Annotated in this window: 16 protein-coding genes; 8 read left to right on the top strand and 8 right to left on the bottom strand. The window is 70.9% G+C overall.

The window, feature by feature from the left end; translation table 11 throughout:
- Nucleotides 1-196: 196 nt before the first annotated feature.
- Genes qcrB through ctaE form a run of 4 tightly spaced genes read right to left on the bottom strand, consistent with a single transcriptional unit; the run spans nucleotide 197 to nucleotide 4,320 of the window.
- On the bottom strand, nucleotides 197-1,819 hold the full coding sequence (qcrB, locus tag AOM00_RS11880; protein WP_062517986.1) for a cytochrome bc1 complex cytochrome b subunit: 1,623 nt from the start codon (nucleotides 1,817-1,819) through the stop codon (nucleotides 197-199).
- Complete coding sequence (gene qcrA / locus AOM00_RS11875) at nucleotides 1,819-2,895, bottom strand: cytochrome bc1 complex Rieske iron-sulfur subunit (protein WP_062517985.1); 1,077 nt, start codon at nucleotides 2,893-2,895, stop codon at nucleotides 1,819-1,821. Before qcrA ends, qcrB begins: the two co-directional genes overlap by 1 nt.
- Complete coding sequence (gene qcrC, locus AOM00_RS11870) at nucleotides 2,892-3,680, bottom strand: cytochrome bc1 complex diheme cytochrome c subunit (protein ID WP_062517984.1); 789 nt, start codon at nucleotides 3,678-3,680, stop codon at nucleotides 2,892-2,894. The genes qcrA and qcrC overlap by 4 nt, the downstream gene beginning before the upstream one ends.
- A gap of 10 nt (nucleotides 3,681-3,690) precedes the next feature.
- Entirely contained in the window at nucleotides 3,691-4,320 is a 630-nt protein-coding gene (gene ctaE, locus AOM00_RS11865; RefSeq protein WP_062303633.1) for an aa3-type cytochrome oxidase subunit III, read from the bottom strand.
- A 145-nt stretch (nucleotides 4,321-4,465) separates the two neighbouring features.
- Between ctaE and AOM00_RS11860 the strand changes: the two genes are divergently transcribed.
- The 3 genes from AOM00_RS11860 (at nucleotide 4,466) to AOM00_RS11850 (ending at nucleotide 6,834) form a co-directional block, all read left to right on the top strand.
- Nucleotides 4,466-4,888 carry a response regulator gene (locus AOM00_RS11860; RefSeq protein ID WP_062518008.1) on the top strand — a complete coding sequence of 141 codons (423 nt, stop codon included), beginning with the start codon at nucleotides 4,466-4,468 and terminating at the stop codon, nucleotides 4,886-4,888.
- Between the two features lie 11 nt (nucleotides 4,889-4,899).
- The gene (trpD, locus tag AOM00_RS11855; RefSeq protein WP_062517983.1) at nucleotides 4,900-5,940 is read left to right on the top strand and encodes an anthranilate phosphoribosyltransferase; all 1,041 of its coding nucleotides are present in this window, start codon (nucleotides 4,900-4,902) and stop codon (nucleotides 5,938-5,940) included.
- A 72-nt stretch (nucleotides 5,941-6,012) separates the two neighbouring features.
- A complete protein-coding gene (locus tag AOM00_RS11850; RefSeq protein WP_156159150.1) occupies nucleotides 6,013-6,834 on the top strand; it encodes a phosphatase PAP2 family protein in 822 nt (273 codons plus the stop codon).
- A 9-nt stretch (nucleotides 6,835-6,843) separates the two neighbouring features.
- On the opposite strand, the gene AOM00_RS11845 is transcribed toward AOM00_RS11850, so the two are convergent.
- Nucleotides 6,844-8,571 carry a DEDD exonuclease domain-containing protein gene (locus tag AOM00_RS11845; RefSeq protein ID WP_228373493.1) on the bottom strand — a complete coding sequence of 576 codons (1,728 nt, stop codon included), beginning with the start codon at nucleotides 8,569-8,571 and terminating at the stop codon, nucleotides 6,844-6,846.
- Between the two features lie 185 nt (nucleotides 8,572-8,756).
- Here AOM00_RS11845 and AOM00_RS11840 point away from each other — a divergent pair, with 185 nt between their 5' ends.
- Nucleotides 8,757-8,963 (top strand): hypothetical protein, encoded by a 207-nt coding sequence (locus AOM00_RS11840; protein ID WP_228373492.1) that lies wholly within the window; start codon nucleotides 8,757-8,759, stop codon nucleotides 8,961-8,963.
- A gap of 86 nt (nucleotides 8,964-9,049) precedes the next feature.
- Here the strand turns inward: AOM00_RS11840 and AOM00_RS11835 are convergent, their stop codons facing one another.
- From AOM00_RS11835 to AOM00_RS11825, 3 genes are all read right to left on the bottom strand, one after another.
- On the bottom strand, nucleotides 9,050-10,507 hold the full coding sequence (locus AOM00_RS11835; RefSeq protein WP_062517981.1) for an FAD-binding oxidoreductase: 1,458 nt from the start codon (nucleotides 10,505-10,507) through the stop codon (nucleotides 9,050-9,052).
- 195 nt (nucleotides 10,508-10,702) lie between these two features.
- Nucleotides 10,703-10,996 (bottom strand): hypothetical protein, encoded by a 294-nt coding sequence (locus AOM00_RS11830; RefSeq protein ID WP_062517980.1) that lies wholly within the window; start codon nucleotides 10,994-10,996, stop codon nucleotides 10,703-10,705.
- A 120-nt stretch (nucleotides 10,997-11,116) separates the two neighbouring features.
- Entirely contained in the window at nucleotides 11,117-12,910 is a 1,794-nt protein-coding gene (locus AOM00_RS11825) for an AMP-dependent synthetase/ligase (RefSeq protein WP_062517979.1), read from the bottom strand.
- An 86-nt stretch (nucleotides 12,911-12,996) separates the two neighbouring features.
- On the opposite strand from AOM00_RS11825, the gene AOM00_RS11820 reads away from it, so the two are divergent.
- The 4 genes from AOM00_RS11820 to AOM00_RS11805 all read left to right on the top strand — a co-directional run bounded on the left by AOM00_RS11820 (nucleotide 12,997) and on the right by AOM00_RS11805 (nucleotide 17,362).
- Nucleotides 12,997-13,959 (top strand): ROK family glucokinase, encoded by a 963-nt coding sequence (locus AOM00_RS11820; protein WP_062517978.1) that lies wholly within the window; start codon nucleotides 12,997-12,999, stop codon nucleotides 13,957-13,959.
- A 17-nt stretch (nucleotides 13,960-13,976) separates the two neighbouring features.
- On the top strand, nucleotides 13,977-14,693 hold the full coding sequence (locus tag AOM00_RS11815) for a lysophospholipid acyltransferase family protein (protein WP_062517977.1): 717 nt from the start codon (nucleotides 13,977-13,979) through the stop codon (nucleotides 14,691-14,693).
- 82 nt (nucleotides 14,694-14,775) lie between these two features.
- Complete coding sequence (locus tag AOM00_RS11810) at nucleotides 14,776-15,975, top strand: pyrophosphate--fructose-6-phosphate 1-phosphotransferase (RefSeq protein ID WP_062517976.1); 1,200 nt, start codon at nucleotides 14,776-14,778, stop codon at nucleotides 15,973-15,975.
- Between the two features lie 4 nt (nucleotides 15,976-15,979).
- Complete coding sequence (locus AOM00_RS11805) at nucleotides 15,980-17,362, top strand: class II 3-deoxy-7-phosphoheptulonate synthase (protein ID WP_062517975.1); 1,383 nt, start codon at nucleotides 15,980-15,982, stop codon at nucleotides 17,360-17,362.
- Nucleotides 17,363-17,403: the final 41 nt, after the last annotated feature.

Raw genomic sequence — 17,403 nt, 5'->3', positions numbered from 1 at the left:
TGGTTGTCGTGAGCACGTGTCGCTGCCTTGCCGGTCGCCTCGCCGCACCGGCGACCAAGGACCACCGCTGCGACGCGTGGACTGCCGCACGCCGGCATCGACCTACCGCTTCGGGGTGGGGAGCGCCTCATGCATCGTCCCCTGGAACGCCGAAGGGGCGCCCGGCAGATGCCGGACGCCCCTTCGATCGGATACCTCAGTGGTGCGCGTGCTGCGCCTCCGCGAGCTCCTCCGGGGTGACGGGGGAGATGCGCTTCTCGAAGTAGAGGCGCGAGAGCCGCTGCTTGAAGCGGTCCCAGCGGTAGCCCTTGCGGCGCACGCCGCGGTCGTTGTACTCGGGCTCGATCTCGAGCGGCGCGATGTCGTCGTAGGACACGAGGACCCAACGCTCCTGATCGGTGAGCGGCTCGTGGACCTCCTGGTACTCGCCGTGCTCGTGACGGACGATGCGGCCCGTCTCCTTGCCGTGCAGCACCAGCTCGCGGTCCTTGCGCTGGAGACCGATCGCCAGGCGGCGGGTGATCCAGAACGCGAGGACCGGGATCACGAAGATGCCGATCCGGAAGAAGTAGGTGAGGTCGTTGAGCGACAGGTGGAACAGGTTCGCGATGATGTCGTTCGAGCCCTCCATCACGAGGATCACGTAGAACGAGATCAGCGCGACGCCGATGCCCGTGCGGACCGGCGCGTTGCGCGGGCGGTCGAGCACGTGCTTCTCGCCGCGGTCGCCCGTGGCCCATGCCTCGATCCACGGGTACAGCGCCAGGAAGCCGAAGAACAGGCCCGGCAGGATCAGCGCGGGGGTGAGGATGTTGAGGGACAGCGTGTAGCCCCAGAACTCCCACTCCATCGGGATGACGTCGAAGAGCCAGCCCGGCATGAGGCGGAGCGCACCGTCGACGAACAGGATGTACCAGTCGGGCTGGGTGCCCGCGGACACCGGCGACGGGTCGTACGGGCCGTAGTTCCACACCGGGTTGATGGTGAAGATCGCCGCGACCAGCGCGATGACGCCGAACACCACGAAGAAGAAGCCGCCGGCCTTCGCGGTGTACACCGGGAAGAGGGGGAGGCCCACGACGTTGGTGTCCTTGCGGCCGCCACCCGGGTACTGCGTGTGCTTGTGCAGGAACACCAGGAACAGGTGCAGCGCGACGAGCACGAGGATGAGGCCCGGAACCAGCAGCACGTGCATGGTGAAGAGGCGGGGGATGAGGATCTCGCCGGGGAACTCCCCGCCGAAGATCCAGTACGAGATGTACTCGCCGACGATCGGCACCGAGCGGGTGACGCCCTCGATGATGCGCAGGCCGTTGCCGGAGAGCACGTCGTCGGGGAGCGAGTAGCCGGAGAAGCCGGCCGCGAGCGACAGGATCATCAGGGTGAAGCCGACGAGCCAGTTGAGCTCACGCGGCTTGCGGAACGCGCCCGTGAAGAACACGCGCGCCATGTGCGTGACGATCGCCGCGGTGAACAGCAGCGCCGACCAGTGGTGGATCTGGCGCATGAGGAGGCCGCCGGGGACCTCGAAGGACATGTGCAGCGTCGAGGCGAAGGCCTCCGACATCTCCACGCCCTTCATGGTCGCGAGCGGGCCGTCGTACTCGACGATGGTCATCGACGGCACGAAGAAGGCTGTGAGGAACACGCCCGAGAGCAGCAGGACCACGAACGAGTACAGCGCGATCTCGCCCAGCATGAACGACCAGTGGTCGGGGAACAGCTTGCGCGCGAAGAACTTGACGAAGCCTCCGATGGAGGTGCGCTCGTCGACCCAGTTCGCGGTGCCGGCGGCGGCGGTGTTGACGCGAGCGCCCATCAGTGGCTGCTCCCCTCGGAGTCGTCGGCGTGCATGCCGTCGGACGTGTCCTTGAGGCGCGTCCAGTAGGACGGGCCGATCGGCTCGTGGAAGTCGCTCTGCGCGACGATGTAGCCCTCGTCGTCGATCGCGATCGGGAGCTGCGGGAGCGGGCGCTTGGCCGGCCCGAAGACCACCTTGGCGCCGTCCGAGACGTCGAACGTCGACTGGTGGCAGGGGCAGAGCAGGTGGTGCGTCTGCTGCTCGTACAGCGCGACGGGGCAGCCGACGTGCGTGCAGATCTTGGAGTACGCGACGATGCCGTCGAACGACCAGTCCTCGCGGCCCTCAGGGATCTTGAGGTCGCGCGGGTCCAGGCGGAGAAGGAGGACGACGGCCTTGGCCTTCTCCTCGATCTTGTGGTGCTCGAGCTCGTTGAGCCCCTCGGGGATCACGTGGAACGCCGAGCCGATGGTGACGTCGGACGCCTTGATGGGCGTGCCGTCGGGGTCACGCGTCAGACGCATGCCCTTGCGCCACATCGTGTGGCCGAAGTTCGACGTGTTCCAGTCGGCGCCCATGTTGCCGATCTGCGGCCACAGGACCGCGAGCGGGGCGAGCAGCAGCGCGGACAGGCCCGTGCCGACCAGGACCGGGCGACGCTTGACGCCGATGCCGGAGTCCTCCGCGCCGTCCTTGAGGTTCTGGATGGCCCCGGCGCGCGCCTCCTCGGAGGAGCGGAGCTCGTGGCGCTCCTCGACCATCTCGTGGTCCCGCATGAGCGTCTTGGCCCAGTGGATCGCACCGAAGCCGATGCCGATCATCGCGAGGAAGATGCCCAGGCCGATCATCATGTTGACGAACCGGATCGAGTCGATCTCGTCCGTCATGTCGAGGGCCATGTAGGCGCCGACGGCGACGATGGTGCCCACGATGGACACCCCGAACAGCGCGGCGACCTGGCGCTCGGCCTTCTTCTCCGCCTTCGGGTCGACGTCCGCGCGGCGCGGACGGTGGTAGGGGAGGCCCGGGTCCTCGAAGGACTCCGGGGTGGTGTGCTCCGACTCGTGCGAGGTCGGGTTCTCAGTGGTGCTCATGAAGAACGTGCTCCGATCCACACGGTGCTGGCGATGATGAGTCCGAGGGCGACGAGCCACCCCCACATGCCCTCGGCGACGGGGCCGATGGTGCCCAGGCGGAGACCGCCGGGGGAACCCTCGTCCTGCGCCTTGAGGTAGGCGATGATGTCGCGCTTGCCCTCGGGCGTGATGTTGGCGTCGTTGAACACCGGCATGGACTGCGGGCCGGTGAGCATCGCCTCGTAGATGTGGGTGGGAGTGGTCTCCCAGAGGTTCGGCGCGTACTTGCCCTGCGTGAGGGCACCGCCGCCGCCGACCGAGCCGTGGCACATCGCGCAGTTGGTGCGGAAGAGCTCCATGCCCTTGGCCGCGTCGCCCAGCTCGGGGTCGACCTGCTCGGCGGTGGGGATGGCGGGACCGGCGCCCAGCGAGGCGACGTAGGCGGCGAGCTGCGAGATCTCCTCCTCGGAGAACTGCGTGCGCTTGGCGATGGCCTGCGGGCCCGAGGACTGCATGGGCATGCGGCCGGTGCCGACCTGGAAGTCGACGGCCGCGGCGCCCACGCCCACGAGCGACGGCGCGACGCCGTCGGTGCCGGTGGCGTCGAGGCCGTGGCACGAGGCGCAGTTGGCGGCGAAGAGCTTCTGGCCCTCGGCGGCGTCCTCAGCGGTCGTCGCGGTGGCGGCATCGGCGGACGATGCGGTGGAGACGGCCGCTGCGACGCCCGTGATGAGCGCGAGCAGCAGCAGGACGAGGACGACCGGGGCCGCGCGGTGGTAGCGGTGACGTGCGAGTGCGTTCACGGTGGGCCCCTTACTGCAGGATGTAGATCACGGCGAAAAGCGCGATCCACACCACGTCGACGAAGTGCCAGTAGTACGAGACCACGATGGCCGTGGTCGCCTCATGCGTCCCGAACTTCTTCGCTGCGAACGAGCGCGCCAGCACGAACAGCATGGCGATGAGACCGCCGAGCACGTGGAGGCCGTGGAAGCCGGTGGTGAGGTAGAAGACGGAGCCGTACGGGCTCGACGAGATGGTGAGGCCCTCGGAGATCAGCATCGCGTACTCGTACACCTGGCCGGCGATGAACACCGAGCCCATGATGTAGGTCAGCACGAACCACTCATGCATGCCCCAGCCCTTGAGCTGGTAGAGCTTGCCGGTGCGGCGGCGCTGGTAGCGCTCGGCCGCCCACACGCCCGCCTGGGCCGTGAAGGAGGAGAGCACCAGCACCGAGGTGTTGAGTGCGGCGAAGGGGATGTTCAGCAGCTCGGTCTTGTCGGCCCAGACCTCGGGTACCTGAGCCCGGAGGGTGAAGTACATCGCGAAGAGGCCCGCGAAGAACATCAGCTCGGAGCTCAGCCACACGATGGTGCCGACGGCTACCTGATTGGGCCTGGTCGCGTGGATGGGCGACGGCGCAGTCGTGGCGTGGGACATAGGTCCCATTAAAGCGTACGGAGCAGCCGGGACTCACCAACCAACGTGCAGGCGTGCCGCGGTGTTCCCGTGGCCGTCCCGGTATGCCCGTGCCGGGGCGCCGGATGGGCCGGGAGCAGGGGCGGGCCGTGCCAGAATGGGCGCCATGAGCGACGTGGTCAAGCACGAGTCCGGGGACGTCTCCGTCCGCAAGGCACGCATCCTTCTGTACAGCGACGATCGCAACGTGCGGGAGAAGGTGCGCTTCGCGGTGGGCCCGACCACCCACGGACAGCCGATCGAGTGGACCGAGACCGCGACCCACGCCGCGGTGACGCAGCAGCTGGACGAGGGCTCGTTCGACCTGGTGATCCTCGACGGCGAGGCCGCGAAGGTCGGCGGCATGGCCGTCGCCCGCCAGATGAAGAACGAGCTCTACACGTGCCCTCCCATCCTCCTGCTCGTGGGACGTCCCGGCGACGCCTGGCTCGCGACGTGGTCCGAGGCGGATGCGGCCGTGTCCCACCCGCTCGACCCGTTCGTCCTGCGCGACGCGGTCGACGCCTTCTTCGCGCCCGCGAGCGCCTGAGGCGCGCGACGATGGCGACGCTCCAGGACCTGCTCGCGCGCCTCGTCGAGCATGAGGACCTCACCGCGGAGGAGACCGCGGCGGTGATGGACTCCGTCCTCACCGATTCCGCGTCGCCCGTGGCGATGGGTGCGTTCCTCGCGGCCCTGCGCGTCAAGCGCGAGACGCCTGCCGAGGTCGCCGGCCTCGCCCAGGCGATGCTCGCCCACGCCGTGCGGTTCGAGGTGCCCGGCCGCACCGTCGACATCGTCGGCACGGGCGGCGACGGTGCGCACACCGTGAACATCTCGACGATGGCGTCGATCGTCATCGCCGGAGCCGGCCCGACGGTGGTCAAGCACGGCAACCGGGCGGCCACCTCGAAGTCGGGCTCGGCTGATGTGCTGGGCGCGCTCGGCGTGCGGCTCGACCTTCCGGTCGACCGGGTCAAGGAGCTCGCGACGGAGGTGGGCATCACCTTCTGCTTCGCGCAGGTGTTCCACCCGTCGATGCGGTTCGCGATGCCCATCCGCAAGGAGCTGGGCGTCCCCACCACCTTCAACATCCTGGGCCCGCTCACCAACCCCGCGCAGCCTCAGGCGACCGCCATCGGGTCGTCGTCCCTGCGCGTCTCGCCCGTCCTGGCGGGTGTCATCGCGCAGCAGGGGCGGGAGGCGCTGGTCTTCCACGGCGACGACGGCCTCGACGAGCTCGCACCCACCGGTGCCGCCACCGTCTGGGAGGTCCGTGGCGGGGGCGTCACCGAGCTCCGCCTCGACCCGGTCGGGGATCTGGGCCTGGCGCGTATCACCATCGACGACCTCCGCGGTGGCGAGGCGGAGGAGAACGCGGCCGTGGTGCGTCGTGTGCTCGCGGGCGAGCCCGGCGCCGTCCGCGACACGGTGCTGCTCAACGCTGCGGCGGGCCTTGTCGCGGATGCCACGCTTTCGGGCACGTCGAGCGGCACGCTCGTCGAGCGTTTCGAGGCGGGCCTGGAGCACGCGGCACGAGCCGTGGACTCCGGCGCGGCGGCCGATGTGCTGGACCGCTGGGTGGCCGCGACGCAGGCGTAGCCGCCTCGACCGTTCGTGGCCTGCTCGACACCGGACGTTTGCCTGGACGTCACCTGCCCTTAGACTGCGGCGGTGATCGATTCTGTACGCGAGGACCCCGCTTCGCCCGACATGGTGAGTCCGCGGCCCTCGTGGAGGTCGTGGCTGGGTTCCGGCGCGGCGCGGGAGATCGTGTTCGTGCTCCTGCTCTACGGGATCTACTCGCTCGCGCGCCTCGCGGCGCAGGGCGACTTCGGGGTCGCCACCGCCACGGCGACCGACATCCATCGCTTCGAGCACTGGCTCGGCATCGACATCGAGCAGTCGTGGAACCGCTGGGCGGCCGGCACCCCCGGTGTCGCCTTCGCCACCGCGCTCTGGTACGCCACGTGGCACTTCGTCGCGACCATCGGGGTCCTCGTGGTGCTGTGGACGCGGCATCGTCCGCTCTACCGGCCGCTGTTCGTGGCGCTTGCCGGCACCACGCTCACGGCGCTGGTGATGTTCATCGCGCTTCCTACCGCTCCGCCGCGGCTCATGCGCGGCTTCGTCGATGTGCTCGAGGAGACCGGGCGGATGGGCTTCTGGGATCGGGGCCCGCAGGGTGCCGACGGGCTCTCGAGCACCACGAACGAGCTTGCGGCCTTCCCGTCGTTGCATGCGGGGTGGTCGCTGTGGGTCGCGCTGGCCGTGTGCATCATGACGCGCCGCGTCTGGCTGCGCGTCGTGGCCGTGTCCTACGCGCTCATCACAGGCGCGGTGGTGATCCTGACCGCGAACCACTGGGTGATCGACATCTGGGCGGGGTGGGCCATCACCGGCGTGTGGGTGGTCGTGGCCATGAGCGTCTACCGCAGGCGCGGCGCCACCGTGACGGCGGGGGCGACCCTCGCACCAGCGGCCGCCGCCGCATAGGAGCCCGCCTCACCCCTCCGCACGCTTGGCGAGCGGGCGGGCGTCGCGGTCCGCGCGGCGGGCCTCGACCCAGCGGGCATGGCGCCCGGCGCCGTTGACGGGGTTGGACCACTCGCCGTCGACGTAGAGCAGCCGCGTGCCCGGCGCCTCGATCCATCGGGCGACCAGCTCGCGCTCCTCGACCAGGACCTCCTGGGCGACGTCGAGGTCGTCGGTGAGCGTGCGAAGGCGATCGGCCGCGTCCCACACGCCCTCTGTCACGCGTTCCGTGCCTGCGAGCGCGCCGCGGCGGAAGGCCGCGACGTCCCATGAACCGTCCACCGGTCGCACCGCGACGATCGAGCACCGCGCGAGCGCGGCGAGCCGCTGCGCCCGCATCGCGCCGTCGACCACGGCGCTCACCCCGTCCCGGAGCTCGGCGGCACGCTCGTAGTCGAGCGACTCGGCGCGTTCGGCGATCTGCTGCTCGAGGGCGCTCACGACGGGTGATGGATCGGTGCCGAGAGCGTCGCGCATCGCGGCCGTGGTCTCGTCGTAGCCCGACCCTTCGCCGCGCACGCACGGTGCGGCGCATGCGCCCAGGTCCTTGAGCAGGCATGCGCGGGCGTTCGCGCGCGGGGTGATGGGCAGGCGGGTGGTGCACGTGCGCACCCCGAGCGCCGATTGGACCGCCTCGATCGCGAGCCTCGCGTCCGCGCCCGAACGCATCGGTCCCAGCGAGCCCTCGGGTCCGGCGACGGCGCGCGACACCGCGAGCCGCGGATAGCGCTCCTCGGTGATGCGGACCCAGGGCGTGCGTTCCGGCCGGGCGGAACGGCGGTTGTAGCGCGGGCGGTGCTCGGAGATCAGGCGTACCTCGCGCACGTTGGCCTCGAGCTCCGTGGCGCACACCAGCGTGTCGACATCGACGGCGAGCTCGAGCATGTCCCGTACCGACCGACGCTGCTCGCCGGTGGTGAAGTAGGACTTCACGCGCGAGCGGAGGTTCTTCGACGTGCCCACGTACAGACGCTCGCCGCGGGGGCCGCGGAAGACGTAGACGCCGGGCTTCGCGGGCACGCGGTCGGCCATGGTGGCCTTCTTGCGGATGCGCTCGGGCATGGGGTTCCGCAGCGACTCCAGGTCCTCGCGGTGCGTGATGCCGAACGCCGCGACGCGCTCCAGCATCCGATGCAGGATCTCCGACGTCGCGCGCGCGTCCTCGAGGGCGCGGTGGTTCGGCTCGACCACGGTGCCGAAGACCCGCGCGAGGGTCGACAGCTTCTTGTTGGGCGCCTCCTCCTTGGTGGTGGCGCGCCGTGCGAGCGTGACGGTGTCCACCACCTGGTTGCCCGGCCACCGGTAGCCGTGGGCGCGGCACGCGGCACGCAGGAAGCCCGTGTCGAAGGGCGCGTTGTGGGCGACCAGGACCGCATCACCCAGGAACTCGAGGAAGGAGGGCAGGACCTGCTCGATGCGGGGCGCGGCGACGACCATCGCGTCGGTGATGCCGGTGAGCGCGACGATGAACGGCGGGATGGGGGAGCCCGGGTCCACGAGCGTCTGGAACTCGCCGACCACCTCGCCCCCGCGCGTCTTGACCGCGCCGATCTCCGTGATGCCGGCCTTGTCGGGCGAGGTGCCGGTGGTCTCGAGGTCGACCACCACGAACGTGGTGCGATGCAGAGGCTCGCCGACGTCCTCGAGCGAGCGCTGCTGATGGAGCAGCTGCTCGACGGTCTCGGCGGGGGAGGTCACACGACGACGGTACGGCCACCCACCGACAGCGCCGTCCACGGGCCGTCGCACCAGCCATGACGTTGCGATGTCGGACCCCCTCCCTAGCGTGGGACGCATGGTGATCGACCGTGATCCGTGCCCCATGCACGGCGTGCCGAGAGGACGCGGCGCGCACCGGCGCAGCACCGGAGGAAGGGAAGGGCATGGCCATGCTGATCGACTGCGACTCATGCGAGATGAGGGGCAGGAGCTGCGGCGACTGCGTCGTCTCCTTCCTCACCATCGAGGTGCGGCCATCGGACCGCTCGACGGTCGAGCTCGATGAGGAGCAGGCGCATGCGCTCGACGCGCTCGCCGCAGGCGGTCTCGTGCCGCCGCTGCGCCTCGTGAGGCCCCCGCGAGCCTCCTGACCGTCCTGTGCGCCGACGTCGCGCACAGACGCGCCGCGCGAGCCGTGGTGCTCGGCGCGGCGCGTCGACCGACGCTGCGCGTGCCGTCAGTGCGCCGCGCCGTGGCGGCGCAGCATCGTGCCATCCGGATCGTAGGACAGGCGGATCGTGTCGAGCCTGTCGTGCGCGGCGCCGACCAGGACGCCCTCCTCGACGGGGTGCTCCACGAAGTTGGCGTACTGGTGAGCGCTCGCCCAGGGCTCGAGAGCGGCGAGCGCGGTCTCGACGGCGCGGGTAGCCGCGGCGAGGTCCGCCACGGGGGTCGCGGGTGCGACGGCGACCGCCGCGACGGCGCCCGCGAGCCCGGTGAGGGCGGCATCGTGCCCGGACTCGGGCGACAGCGCCCCGCCCAGCTGGCGTAGGTCCGCCGCGACGACGCCCGCGCAGGCCGGGGCCTCGAGCGCCTCGAGCCACGCGTCGACCGCTGCCTCGCCGAACGAGGCGAGCACGACGCCTTCCGCGGCGCCCTCCGAGGGGTCCGGGGGGTCCATGGCCAGGTGGCCGAGCGCGTCAGGGGAGACCGGGGCGACGTCGTCCATCACGGGCTCGAGCGCGCGCAGCGGCGCAAGCAGCCGGTCGGCGAGCGCGACCGGGCCTGCCACCGCGGCCTGGACGAGCACCATCCGCGCGCCACGCAGGTGCGGCGGGAGGGGATCGATGTCGGGGAAGGTCAGCACGCGCGCGACCGTGGTGATCTCGCGGGGAAGGACGGGGATGAGGCGGGCCCAGGCCTTGAGCACCTCCGCGGCACGCTCGCGCGGCCACCAGAGGCTGCCGGCGACCAGCTCGGGGACCTCGACCAGGCGCAGCGTCAGCTCCGTGACCACCCCGGCGCCGCCGCCTCCGCGAAGCGCCCACCAGAGGTCGGCGTGCTCCGACGGCGAGGCGATCACCACGGCGCCGCCGGGAAGGGCGACGCGCGCCGCCAGGATCGACCCCGCGCCCAGGCCATGCAGGCGCCCCAGCCAGCCGAGGCCGCCGCCGAGGCAGTAGCCGACCACGCCGACGGTGCGCGACGAGCCGGCGAGCCCGGCAAGGCCGTACGGGGAGGCGGCGTCGGACACGTCCCCCCAGGTGGCGCCCGCGCCGACGGTCGCGGTACGGGCGACGGGATCGACGGCGACCCGCGAGAGCGCGCTCGTGCGCAGCAGGATGGCGCCGTCGAGCGGGCCGAGCGCGACCGCGCCGTGGCCCGACGACTGCGGTGCCACGCGCACCCCCATGCGGGTCGCGAGCCGCAGCGAGCGAGCGACGTCGGCCTCGCTCGCGGCGAGCACCACCGCGACGGGGCGCTGGTCGGCGCCGAGCTGCCACGCGGCGCGCGCCGCGTCCCAATCGGGATCGGAGCGGCGGACGATGCCGCCGTCGAGACGCCCGGCGAGCTCGTCGAGCGCGGCCTCGAGCGCGGTGCCGACGAGGCGGCTCGACAGGGTGGTGCGACGGGGATTGGAGACGGTGGTGCGCTCGGGGGCGGCGAGCGACGGCGCATCGGTGGACAGGGACATGGTGAGAACCTCCGGTCTGGATTCCGGATCATGCTCGCGCTGTCCGGAATGTCCTGCCAGACCCGAGTTGTGGTGCCACCAGCGCGGGGGGCATAGGGCACGCCATGCCGTCGCACGCGACGATGCCCGCGTTCCGTATGGAAGGCGGGCATCGTGGGGTCGGACGGGCGTCCGCGCGGTGTCGGCGTGCGGGTGTCAGCGCGCGAAGCGCGCCCCCACGGGTCGGGGCCTGGGCGAGGCGATCGGCACCAGCACGAGCTCGAGCTCGGCGCGCGCAGCCGCGTCGCGTCGCGGGAACCGTGCGCCGATGGGGTGCCGGGGCCGGAGCGCTCGCCGGTAGAGCCTCACGTGCGTGGTGGGTTCGCCTCCGCGGCGGAAGCGCGCGCCGATCGGCGCAGGCACGCGGCGCGAGCGGGCTACCGGCAGCTCACGCGTGACGGATGCGACGGCGGTGTCGGGTGCTGACGTGGTGGAGATGACGTAGGGCATGTGATCCTCCGGGTCGGTGGTGCCTCCAGGCTCACCGGAGGACCCCGCCCATGACAGCCCCGACTTGTGGTGCCACTACCCCTGGGGGCATACGGCACCTCGTGCCCCCGCCGGCGCCCGTCAGCGCGCGGACGTCGCGTACAGCGCCTCGACGTCGGCCGCGAAGTCGCGCAGCACCTGAGCACGCTTGACCTTGAGCGACGGCGTCAGGTGCCCGGCCTCGACGGTGAAGTCGGTGGGCAGGATCTCCCAGCGGCGGATCGACTCGGCGCGCGAGACGGCGCCGTTCGCCCTGGTGACGGCGTTGTCGAGGTGCTCCCGCACCACGGGGTGCTGCGCTGCCTCGGCGGCGGGCATCGGGGGCAGCCCGTGGCTGGTGAGCCAGCCCGGAAGGGCCTCCTCGTCGAGCGTGAGGAGCGCCGCGATGAACGGCTTCGCCTCGCCCACCACCACGCACTGGCTGACGAGCGCGTACCCGCGCACGCGGTCCTCGAGCACGGCGGGCGCGACGTTCTTGCCCGCGGCGGTCACGATGATCTCCTTCTTGCGGCCCGTGATGGTGAGGAAGCCCTCGGCGTCGAGCTGCCCGATGTCGCCCGTGTGGAACCACCCGTCGCGCATCGCCTCGGCCGTCGCCTCGGGGTTCCGGTGGTAGCCCTGGAACAGCATGTCGCCGCGCATGAGCACCTCGCCGTCCTCGGCGATGACGGTCTCGAAGCCGGGCAGGGCGGGTCCGACGGTGCCGATCTTCGACCGGGTGGTGCGGTTCACGTGGGCCGCCGCGGTCACCTCGGTGAGACCGTAGCCCTCCATGACCTGGAGCCCGAGCCCGTTGTAGAAGTGGCCCAGGCGCTCGCCGAGCGGTGCCGAGCCCGAGATCGCGTGGACGGCCTTGCCGCCCAGCACCTCGCGGATCTTCGCGAGCACCAGGCGGTCCGCCACCGCGTGGCGCGCCTTGAGGGCGAGCGACGGGCCCGGGTCCGTGTCGAGCGCGCGCGAGTAGTCGATCGACTGCTTCGCGGCCCACCGGAAGATCCGCACCTTGCCGCCGGCCGCGGCCTTCTGCTCGGCCGCGTTGTAGACCTTCTCGAACACGCGCGGCACCGCGAGCAGCAGCGTGGGCTGGAACGTCGCGATGTAGGGCACGAGCTTGCGCGAGTCGGGGCAGAAGCCGATGGTGGTGCCGCACGCGAGCAGCACCACCTCGACCAGCCGCGCGAGCGAGTGGGCGAGCGTGAGGAACAGGACGGAGCTCGACTCCTCGCGCAGGAGGACATCGGGGAGCGCCTGCTGGATGCCGCGCGTGTGGACCACGAAGTTCCGGTGGGTCAGCACAGCGCCCTTGGGGCGGCCGGTGGTGCCCGACGTGTAGACGATGGTCGCGGGGGTGTCGAGCGTCGCGAGGGCGGCCCGCTCCGCGACGAGCGTGTCCGGGATCCCGGCGCCACCGGCCCGCAGGTCCTCGACGCAGCCATGGTCGATCACAAGGATGTCGCGCAGCGGGCTCTCGGGGTCGCTCGCGACCTGGTGCGCGAGCGCCGCGTGCGCCTCTGTCTCGACGAACAGCACCGCGATGTCGGCGTCGGACGTGATCCAGTCGATCTGGGAGGCCGACGATGTGTCGTAGATGGGGACGGGGAGGGCCCCCACCGTCCAGATGGCGACGTCGAGGATGGACCACTCGATGCGGGTACGGGCCATGATCCCGACGCTCTGGCCCGGCTGGATCCCGCGCGCGATGAGCCCCTTCGCCACCTCGGTGACCCAGGCCTGCGCCTGCGCGCCCGTGACGTCGATCCACTCGTCGTCGGCATCGGTGTGACGCATCACCACCCTGTCGGCGTGGGTGCGCCACGCCTGCGAGATGAGGGCGACGATGTTCTCGGCGTCGTCGGTGTGCGCGGGCTGGCTCATGCTTTAGGACTCCCATGGCAGTAGGGGGGACGCGTCAGACGATAGCCTTGACTGAGTCCCAGCGAGGTAGCGGAAGGCCATAGAGAATGCATGCAATCGGCGTAGACATCGGCGGCACCAAGATCGCGGTCGGTGTGGTCGACGAGGACGGCGCCATCATTGCCAAGACCAAGCGCAAGACCAAGCCGCAGGATCCGGCCGGGATCGACGCGGCCATCGCCGATGCGGTGGCCGAGCTCGCGGTCGACCACGAGTTCCACGCGGTGGGCCTCGCCGCGGCAGGATTCGTCTCCTCGGACCAGGAGAACGTGCTGTTCGCGCCGAACATCGCGTGGCGCGACTACCCCCTCGCCGCGAACGTGGGCGCGCTCATCGGCCGTGACGATGTCGCCGTGGTCGTCGAGAACGATGCGAACGCGGCCGGATGGGCCGAGTTCGCCTTCGGTGCGGCACGGGACGCGAAGCACATGGTGCTGCTCACCATCGGCACGGGCCTGGGTGCCGCGCTGGTGGTCGACGGCAAGCTGGTGCGTGGCGCGTACGGCTTCGCGGCGGAGCTCGGTCACCTGCGCGTGGTCCCGAACGGTCATCCGTGCGGCTGCGGCCTCCACGGCTGCTGGGAGCAGTACGCCTCCGGCTCCGCGCTGACCCGCGAGGCGCGCCGCGCCGCGATGGACCGCCCGGTGCGCGCCGCCGGCCTGCTCGAGCTCGCGGACGGCGATGCGGCTGCGATCACCGGCCCGCAGGTGACCCAGATCGCCATGGACGGCGACGAGCTGGGGCTCGAGCTCCTCGCCGAGCTCGGCCGCTGGATCGGCGAGGGCTCCGCGTCCCTCGCCGCCGCGCTCGACCCCGAGCTGTTCGTGATCGGCGGTGGCGTGGTCGCCGCCGGCGACCTGCTGCTGCACCCGGCCCGCAAGGCGTTCGAGGCGAACCTGCCCGCGCGCGGCCACCGCCCCATCGTCCCCATCGTCGCCGCAGAGATGGGCAACGATGCCGGCATCGTCGGCGCGGCCGACCTCGCCCGCATCGCCTCCGCCAACCGCTAGGAACCTCCCCGGACATCATGAGCGACACCTACTACCGCCTCTTCAAGCACGTGCTGCTGGGCCCCGCGCTCAAGGGCGTGTACAAGCCCTGGGTCGAGGGGCAGGAGCACATCCCCGAGACCGGGGGCGCGATCCTCGCCTCCAACCACCTGTCCTTCTCGGACTCGGTGTTCCTGCCCGTGGTCATCAGCCGCAAGGTGGTGTTCCTGGGCAAGGAGGAGTACTTCACCGGCAAGGGCGTGAAGGGCTATGCGACCAAGGCCTTCATGGAGGGCGTGGGCACCATCCCCGTCCACCGCGGCGGTGGGCGGGCGTCCGAGGCGGCGCTGCGCACCGGCCTCCAGGTGGTGCAGGGCGGCGAGCTGCTCGGCATCTACCCCGAGGGCACGCGCAGCCCCGACGGCCGGCTCTACCGGGGCAAGACGGGCGTCGCACGCCTCGCGATCGAGTCCGGCGCTCCCGTGATCCCGGTCGCGATGATCGACACGCACATCGCGCAGCCCATCGGCCAGAAGGTGCCCAAGCGCCATCCGATCGGCGTGCGCATCGGTGCTCCTATCGACCTGTCGGAGTTCGACGGCCGTCAGGAGGACCGCGCCGCGCTGCGCGAGGCGACCGATCGGATCATGGCGGCCATCGCGGAGCTCTCCGGCCAGGAGTACGTCGAGCGCGACGCCGCGATCGTCAAGCGCGAGCTCGCGAAGGAGCAGCAGTCCTCGGAGGCGGGGGAGTAGGTCTCCCGTCCCGGCTCCCGGCGCCTTGTCGCGCGCCTAGAATGACCACGAAATCCGCAAGACACACAACGAAAGGTCCGTCATGTCGGTTCGCCGCGTTGCACTCCTGACCGCCGGTGGGTTCGCCCCCTGCCTCTCCTCCGCGGTGGGAGGCCTGATCGAGCGCTACACCGAGATCGCCCCCGAGGTGGAGATCATCGCCTATGAGCACGGCTACTGGGGCCTGCTGCTCGGCAAGAAGATCGTGATCGACGACGAGGTCCGCAAGCACGCGGGCCTGCTCCACGAGTTCGGCGGCTCGCCCATCGGCAACTCGCGCGTGAAGCTCACCAACGTCGCGGACTGCGTCAAGCGCGGCCTGGTCAAGGACGGCGAGGACCCGCTCGCGGTCGCCGCGGAGCAGCTCAAGGCCGATGGCGTCGACGTCCTCCACACCATCGGTGGCGACGACACCAACACGACCGCCGCGGACCTTGCCGCGTACCTCGCGGAGAACGACTACGGCCTCACCGTGGTGGGCCTGCCCAAGACCATCGACAACGACGTGGTGCCCATCCGCCAGTCGTTGGGCGCGTGGACCGCCGCCGAGGAGGCCGCGAAGTTCGGCCGCAACATCATCGGCGAGCACCGTTCGGGCCCGCGCATGCTGATCATCCACGAGGTCATGGGCCGTGCGTGCGGCTGGCTCACCGCCGCCGCCGCGATGAAGTACCGCGAGGACCTCGAGACGCGCACGTTCCTCCCGGGCATCGGCCTCACCAAGGAGCGCTGGGACATCCACGCCGTGTACGTGCCCGAGCAGAGCCTCGACATCGACGCCGAGGCCGCGCGCCTGCGCACCGTCATGGACGAGGTCGGCAACGTCAACATCTTCCTGTCGGAGGGCGCCGGCGTGCCCGAGATCATCGCGGAGATGGAGGCCTCGGGCCAGGAGGTCAAGCGTGACCCGTTCGGCCACGTGCGCCTCGACGAGATCAACCCCGGCCAGTGGTTCGCCAAGCAGTTCGCGGAGAAGCTGGGCGCCGAGAAGGTCATGGTCCAGAAGTCGGGCTACTTCTCGCGTGCCGCTGCGGCGAACGCCGAGGACCTGCGTCTCATCAAGTCGATGACGGACTACGCGGTCGAGTGCGCCCTGCGCGGCGAGCCCGGCGTGATCGGCCACGACGAGGAGGACGGCGACCGCCTCAAGGCGATCCCGTTCCCGCGCATCGCGGGCCACAAGCCGTTCGACACCACGACCCCGTGGTACGTCGAGACCCTCGAGGCGATCGGGCAGGCGTAATCAGATGACAGAGGCTGCCCTGGCGGCGGCGGGCGTCGACTCGTACCTCTCCAAGGAGGCGAGGCAGCAGCCGCAGTGGCCCGATGCCGCTGCGCTGCGACGCGCGACCGACCGTCTCACGCAGGTCCCCCCTCTGGTGTTCGCGGGCGAGGCGGACCGGCTGCGCGCGCAGCTGGCCGCCGCGTCCCGCGGCGAGGCCTTTGTCCTCCAGGGCGGCGACTGTGCCGAGATCTTCGCGGAGGCCACGGCCGACCGCATCCGCAACAAGATCAAGACCATCCTCCAGATGGCCGTGATCCTCACGTACGGCGCCTCCACGCCCGTGGTGAAGATCGGTCGCATGGCGGGCCAGTACGCGAAGCCGCGCTCGTCCGACACGGAGACCCGTGACGGCGTGACGCTGCCCGTGTACCGCGGCGACATCGTCAACTCCTCGGGGTTCACCGAGGAGGAGCGGATCCCGAACCCGGATCGGCTGGTCGACGCGTACCACGTGTCCGCGTCGACGCTGAACCTGATCCGCGCCTTCACCCAGGGCGGCTTCGCGGACCTGCGCCGCGTCCACCAGTGGAACAAGGGCTTCGCGGCGAACCCGGCCTACGCCAAGTACGAGCAGCTCTCCCAGGAGATCGACCGTGCGGTGCGCTTCATGGGCGCGGCGGGTGGCGACTTCGAGGCGCTCAAGACGGTCGAGCTGTTCTCGAGCCACGAGGCGCTGCTGCTCGACTACGAGCGGGCGCTCACGCGCATCGACTCGCGCTCGGGTCTCGCGTACGACTGCTCCGCCCACTTCCTGTGGATCGGGGAGCGCACGCGTCAGCTCGACGGCGCGCACGTCGAGTTCCTGTCGAAGGTGCACAACCCCCTTGCGGTGAAGCTGGGCCCCACGGCCACGTCGGCCGATGCCGTAGAGCTCGCGGAGCGCCTCAACCCGGAGAACATCCCGGGCCGCCTCACGTTCGTCGCCCGCATGGGTGCGGACAAGGTGCGCGAAGCGCTCCCCGGCATCGTCGAGGGCGTGCGCGACTCGGGCGTGACGGTGACGTGGCTCACCGACCCCATGCACGGCAACACGTTCACGTCGGACTCGGGCTACAAGACCCGGAAGTTCGACACGATCCTCGACGAGGTCACGGGCTTCTTCGAGGTGCACGAGGCGCTGGGCACCGTCCCGGGCGGCCTGCACGTGGAGCTCACGGGCGACGACGTCACCGAGGTCATGGGCGGCACCGAGAAGATCGACGACGAGGGGCTGGCCCGTCGCTACGAGACCAAGGTGGACCCGCGTCTCAACCACCAGCAGTCGCTGGAGCTCGCGTTCCTCGTGTCGGACCTGCTGGCCCGCCACAACGCGCTCCGGCCGCATGAGGTCGAGGAGCTCGCGTAACCCGCGCATCGACCAGCGGCACGACGACAGAGGCCCCGTCC

Origin of the sequence: Demequina gelatinilytica, from assembly GCF_000971115.1 — a bacterium.
Taxonomy (GTDB): Bacteria; Actinomycetota; Actinomycetes; order Actinomycetales; family Demequinaceae; genus Demequina; species Demequina gelatinilytica.
This window is presented reverse-complemented; position numbering and strand designations above follow the sequence as displayed.

What these genes read in the sequence shown, in the direction of transcription:
- AOM00_RS11835 (WP_062517981.1), bottom strand. Translation starts at nt 10,507, where the DNA reads ATGTCCCTGTCCACCGATGCGCCGTCGCTCGCCGCCCCCGAGCGCACC.
- AOM00_RS11815 (WP_062517977.1), top strand. Translation starts at nt 13,977, where the DNA reads ATGAGCGACACCTACTACCGCCTCTTCAAGCACGTGCTGCTGGGCCCC.
- AOM00_RS11840 (WP_228373492.1), top strand. Translation starts at nt 8,757, where the DNA reads ATGGCCATGCTGATCGACTGCGACTCATGCGAGATGAGGGGCAGGAGC.
- AOM00_RS11830 (WP_062517980.1), bottom strand. Translation starts at nt 10,996, where the DNA reads ATGCCCTACGTCATCTCCACCACGTCAGCACCCGACACCGCCGTCGCA.
- ctaE (WP_062303633.1), bottom strand. Translation starts at nt 4,320, where the DNA reads ATGTCCCACGCCACGACTGCGCCGTCGCCCATCCACGCGACCAGGCCC.
- trpD (WP_062517983.1), top strand. Translation starts at nt 4,900, where the DNA reads ATGGCGACGCTCCAGGACCTGCTCGCGCGCCTCGTCGAGCATGAGGAC.
- AOM00_RS11825 (WP_062517979.1), bottom strand. Translation starts at nt 12,910, where the DNA reads ATGAGCCAGCCCGCGCACACCGACGACGCCGAGAACATCGTCGCCCTC.
- AOM00_RS11860 (WP_062518008.1), top strand. Translation starts at nt 4,466, where the DNA reads ATGAGCGACGTGGTCAAGCACGAGTCCGGGGACGTCTCCGTCCGCAAG.
- AOM00_RS11810 (WP_062517976.1), top strand. Translation starts at nt 14,776, where the DNA reads ATGTCGGTTCGCCGCGTTGCACTCCTGACCGCCGGTGGGTTCGCCCCC.
- AOM00_RS11820 (WP_062517978.1), top strand. Translation starts at nt 12,997, where the DNA reads ATGCATGCAATCGGCGTAGACATCGGCGGCACCAAGATCGCGGTCGGT.
- qcrA (WP_062517985.1), bottom strand. Translation starts at nt 2,895, where the DNA reads ATGAGCACCACTGAGAACCCGACCTCGCACGAGTCGGAGCACACCACC.
- qcrB (WP_062517986.1), bottom strand. Translation starts at nt 1,819, where the DNA reads ATGGGCGCTCGCGTCAACACCGCCGCCGCCGGCACCGCGAACTGGGTC.
- AOM00_RS11805 (WP_062517975.1), top strand. Translation starts at nt 15,980, where the DNA reads ATGACAGAGGCTGCCCTGGCGGCGGCGGGCGTCGACTCGTACCTCTCC.